This window comes from Amycolatopsis sp. NPDC057786, from assembly GCF_042797905.1.
In the GTDB taxonomy this organism is placed as follows: Bacteria; Actinomycetota; Actinomycetes; order Mycobacteriales; family Pseudonocardiaceae; genus Amycolatopsis.
On record NZ_JBHVKW010000192.1, the window covers coordinates 1 to 5249 of the forward strand.

The following is a 5249-nucleotide window of genomic DNA, read 5'->3' on the forward strand; positions in this document are numbered from 1 at the left end:
TCCTTCGGCTGAGCCGAGGGAAGGGGCCTTCACGCGCTTGGGCCTTTAGCGGCGCGGGCCCTTCTTGCCCTTCTTCTGGGAGGCGCGCTGCGCGGCGCGACGCTCCCGGCGGGTTCCGCCCTGGTCTCCGCCGGCACTCCCGGCACTGTCCGAATGCGACTCGACGCCGCCGTCCTCGGACGGGCCGGACATGGTCAGCCCGGACCGCGAACCGCCGCCGAGTCCCTTGCCCCGCAAGGCGGACGGCACGGACTCGGTGTCGGTCGCCGGTGCCTGCGGAGGTGTCGGGCGGGCGTGCCTGCCGTCACCACCGGCGGCCTGACCGTTCCCGGAACCGACACCGGCGGGCAGCGCGGACGCCGACTCCGGCGCCGGGGTGGCGGGCTCGGCCTGCTCGACCTGGAGGTTGAACAGGAAGCCGACCGCCTCCTCCTTCAGCGACTCCAGCATCGCGCGGAACATGTCGTAGCCCTCGCGCTGGTACTCGATGACCGGGTCGCGCTGCGCCAGGGCCCGCATGCCGATGCCCTCCTTGAGATAGTCCATCTCGTAGAGGTGCTCACGCCACTTGCGGTCGAGCACGGTGAGCATCACCTGGCGCTCCAGGCTGCGCATCGCGCCTTCGCCGACCTTCGCGTCGATCTCGGCTTCGCGCTCGTCGTACGCGCGGTGCGCGTCTTCGAGCAGAGCCTCACGCAGCTTGTCGGCGTCGAGGTCGTCGTCCTCGGTGAGCTCTTCCCAGGTGACCTTGACCGGGTACAGCTGCTTCAGCGCCGTCCACAGCTTCTCGTGGTCCCAGTCCTCGGCGTAGCCCGTGGCGGTCTCTTCGGTGACGTACGCGTTGATGACGTCGACCAGCATGTGCTCGATCTGCTCGCGGAGATCCTCGCCCTCGAGGACGCGCAGGCGCTCGGCATAGATCACCTTGCGCTGCTCGTTCATGACCTCGTCGTACTTGAGGACGTTCTTGCGGATCTCCATGTTCTGCTGCTCGACCTGCGTCTGAGCGCTCTTGATCGCCTTGGAGACCATCTTGTGCTCGATCGGCACGTCGTCCGGCAGCCGCATGGTGGTCATGACCCGCTCGACCATCGTGGCGTTGAAGCGGCGCATGAGCTCGTCACCGAGCGACAGGTAGAACCGGGACTCGCCAGGGTCGCCCTGGCGGCCGGAACGACCACGGAGCTGGTTGTCGATGCGGCGCGACTCGTGCCGTTCCGTGCCAAGCACGTACAGCCCGCCCGCCGCGCGGACCTCCTCGGCCTCGGCCTTCGTGTCGGCCTGGACCTCCTCGAGCACCTTCGGCCAGGCGGCCTCGTACTCCTCGGAGTGCTCGACCGGGTCGAGGCCGCGGTCGCGCAGCACCTCGTCGGCGATGATGTCCGGGTTGCCGCCGAGCACGATGTCGGTACCGCGGCCCGCCATGTTGGTGGCGACCGTGACCGCGCCCTTGCGCCCGGCGCGGGCGACGATCAGCGCCTCCCGGTCGTGGTGCTTGGCGTTGAGGACCTCGTGCGGGACACCCAGCTTGAGCAGCAGTTTCGACAGGTGCTCGGATTTCTCGACACTCGTCGTGCCGACCAGCACCGGCTGGCCCTTTTCGTGCCGCTCGGCGATGTCCTCGGCGACGGCCTCGAACTTGGCCTGCTCGGTCTTGTAGATCAGGTCGGCCTGGTCGGCGCGGACCATCGGCTTGTTGGTCGGGATCGGCACCACACCCAGCTTGTAGGTCTGGTGGAACTCGGCCGCCTCGGTCTCGGCGGTACCGGTCATACCCGCCAGCTTGTCGTAGAGCCGGAAGTAGTTCTGCAGCGTGATCGTGGCGAGCGTCTGGTTCTCGGCCTTGATCTCGACGCCTTCCTTGGCCTCGATCGCCTGGTGCATGCCCTCGTTGTAGCGGCGGCCGTGCAGGATACGGCCGGTGAACTCGTCGACGATGAGGACTTCGCCGTCGCGGACGATGTAGTCCTTGTCGCGCTTGTAGAGCTCCTTGACCTTCAGCGCGTTGTTCAGGTAGCCGACCAGCGGCGTGTTCGCGGCCTCGTAGAGGTTGTCGATACCGAGCTGGTCCTCGACGAACGCGACACCCTTCTCGGTGACACCGACGGTGCGCTTGCGGATGTCCACCTCGTAGTGGACGTCCGGCTTCATCAGCGGGGTCATCCGGGCGAACTCGATGTACCAGCGCGAGGACTGGTCGGCCGGGCCGGAGATGATCAGCGGCGTCCTGGCCTCGTCGATGAGGATGGAGTCCACCTCGTCGACGATCGCGAAGTTGTGGCCGCGCTGCACGCAGTCTTCGAGGCTCCACGCCATGTTGTCGCGGAGGTAGTCGAAGCCGAACTCGTTGTTCGTGCCGTGCGTGATGTCGGCGGCGTACTGCTGGCGACGGACCTCGGGCGTCTGGTCGGCCAGGATGACCCCGACCTCGAGGCCGAGGAAGCGGTGGATACGGCCCATCCACTCGGCGTCACGTTTGGCGAGGTAGTCGTTCACCGTGATGACGTGCACGCCCTTGCCGGAGACGGCGTTCAGGTACGCGGGGAGGACCTGCGTCAGGGTCTTGCCCTCACCGGTCTTCATCTCGGAGACCTGGCCGAGGTGCAGCGCGGCGCCGCCCATCAGTTGGACGTCGTAGGGCCGCTGGCCGAGCACGCGCCAGGCCGCCTCCCTCGCCACCGCGAAGGCCTCCGGCAGGAGGTCGTCGAGGGACTCGCCGTCCGCGTGCCGTTTACGGAACTCGTCGGTCTTGGCCCGCAGTGCGGAGTCCGACAGATCCTTGACGTCGTCTTCGAGGGTGTTGATGTGATCGGCGATGTGTCGCAGCCGCTTCACCATTTTGCCCTCGCCCGCGCGGAGCAGGCGGTTCAGCACCATCCGGTCGACCTCACTAGCTGATTGTGATCGCACCCGAGCCGGTCCCGGGCAATCTCGTACGCGGTGGTGCCTGGTAACGCACCACCGTCCGCCCCCATCGTAGGGAACACCTCGGTGTTCGCGCACGCACCGTCGGTCGGTACCTGCCGGGACGAGGCCGCGTCCCGCCTGTTCCGGACATGACGGCGGCCCGCACGGGACGCGTGCGGGCCGCCGTCTGGACGTGGGGCCGGCTAGCTCAGCCGGATGACGCCGTAGTCGAAGCCTCGCCTCCGGTAGACGACGCTCGGGCACCCGGCGTCGGAGTCGTTGAACAGATAGAAGTCGTGACCGACCAGTTCCATCTCGTAGAGAGCCTGGTCGACCGTCATGGGCTCCGCGTCATGCTTCTTCTCGCGGACGACGCGACCGGGCTGGTGTTCGGTCACCCCGTCATCCCAGCGCTGCTGGGGCATCTCGAAGTCACCGCCCTCGACAGCGAAACCGTTGGCCATGGGTTCGGCCTCAGGCGCTTCGAGCACAGCGGTACCCGCCAGATGTCGGGTGTCGGTGGTCATGCCACCGGCGGCCGCCATCGAAGTCGCCTCGGCGACGGATTCCGGGCGGCTGCGGCCGTAGTGCACGCGCCGGCGGTCGTGTGTCTTCCGCAACCTGTTTTCGAGCTTGTTCAGTGCGGAATCCAGCGCTGCGTAGAAGTCGCCGGCACACGCTTCGGCGCGTACGGCGGGGCCGCGGCCCTTACCGGTGATTTCGACGCGCTGGCAGTTCTTCGACTGCCGGCGATTGGGCTCGTGGAAGAGCTCCACGTCGTAACGGATGACCTTCTTGTCGTAGCGCTCTAGCCGGGCCAGCTTTTCGCTGACGAGTGCCCGATAGTGGTCGGGCACCTCCACGTTGCGGCCCTTAACGACGATGTCCATACACGACCTCCCTCGCTGAAATGACTGCGAGCTGTAGATGTGTTCACTAGGGCGCCGGTAATACGGGGACGAAGCCCGGATCGCGGGCGGTGAGGGAACTCGGCATACGGCCACGACGTCTCGTGTCGGATGTCCGAGCGCGGACTCAGCGCGGCTCCGGCGCCAGGGACATGGGCTGGTCACCTCCCTGCCTGCCGGGATTGCTGATAGCGCTGCACGTTAGCTGCATCACGCCGCGAGCAACAGCCCCCGAGCCGGGGGATATCAGGACGTGAGACCTCGTCACCGCACGCGACGAAGACCGTGCGGCCGGCGCGACAATCCGGCCTGTCGGGCGTCGTCCCCGTGATTTGTTTTCACGCGGACGGCGCAAGCCTTCGGACAGGAAAATGCGGAGGGTGCCTAGGACACCGCCCCCGAGGGAATCCGCCGCCACCCCGGTGGAGTGGCGGGCCGTCGGAGTGTTCCCCTCAAGCTCCCTCATATCCCGTCAACGCCCTTGTACCCATTCCCGTTCCCGATCATTCATCACTCTTGTAGGTGACAGTGCGATCACCCGGCGGCGGACAGTGCCACCACCGCCGAAACGTGAATTCCGCTTATGTCCAAAAAACGCGTACAAGCGGCGGCGGTCGCTCCGGTTGTGATGACGTCGTCAAGAAGAACGACCCTGCCCGGACAGGCGCCCGGAGCGAGGCGAAGGCGTCCGTCCAGGTTCGACACCCGCTCGGCGCGAGTGAGTCCCACTGCGTCGCGAACACCGGCTCCGAACCTGAGGACCGGGGCCACGGACGCGGATTTTCCCTTGCCCGCCAGCGCTTTCACGCATTCCTCGGCGACGCGCCGGACGTGCGGTCCGCCTCGGACACGTGAGGCGGACCGTCGCGAAGGGACCGGGACGAGGCAGGGTTCCGGATCGGGCAGCTGGGCGAGGGCTTCGGCGATCGCCCGCCCGAAGAAAGGCGCGAGGTCGCGGCGGCCGCGTTCCTTGTAGGCGAGGATCAGGCGACGGGCCTCGTCGGCGTAAGGGGCCAGGGCGTACACGGGCACGAGACCGGCCGTCGGGCCGCGGATGATCTCGCCGAGCGAACCCCAAGCGGCCTGGCAGGTGGCGCAGCAGGGCGCGCCCGGTGCTCCGCAGGACGCGCAGCGGGCGGGGATGAGGAGATCCAGGAAGTTGGACATGGGGCGAGTGTCGGCCGGGGCTCCGACAGTTCCGGGGCACGTTGTGGCGTGAGAGGTCCGGTTTGGACCGTTTTCGCCCTAAGGGGACCAGTCAGGACCGCAGTTTTGGAGAAGGCTTCGGGTGCTTCGCACGCTTCGCCGTCCTTCACGGACTTCCGCAGCTCAGATTCGCTAGCACCGCTAGGAAAGCTAGCGTTACTAAAGGTCCCTTGCTCCCGGCGGGGTGGGTTGGCACGTTGCGAAAGCCACTTTCGCAACGTTGAAGGT

At 67.1% G+C, this 5249-nt stretch carries 3 protein-coding genes; all 3 read right to left on the bottom strand.

Annotated elements, in window-relative coordinates; all coding sequences use genetic code 11:
- Positions 1-45: 45 nt before the first annotated feature.
- Positions 46-2877, bottom strand: a complete 2832-nt coding sequence (secA, locus tag ACFVM3_RS41745; protein WP_378445438.1) for a preprotein translocase subunit SecA — start codon at positions 2875-2877, stop codon at positions 46-48.
- Between the two features lie 233 nt (positions 2878-3110).
- Positions 3111-3797: a ribosome hibernation-promoting factor, HPF/YfiA family gene (hpf, locus tag ACFVM3_RS41750; protein ID WP_378445440.1), complete on the bottom strand. Its 687-nt coding sequence runs from the start codon at positions 3795-3797 to the stop codon at positions 3111-3113.
- 552 nt (positions 3798-4349) lie between these two features.
- Positions 4350-4982, bottom strand: coding sequence for a ComF family protein (locus tag ACFVM3_RS41755; protein ID WP_378445442.1), 633 nt, complete (start codon positions 4980-4982; stop codon positions 4350-4352).
- Positions 4983-5249 lie beyond the last annotated feature (267 nt).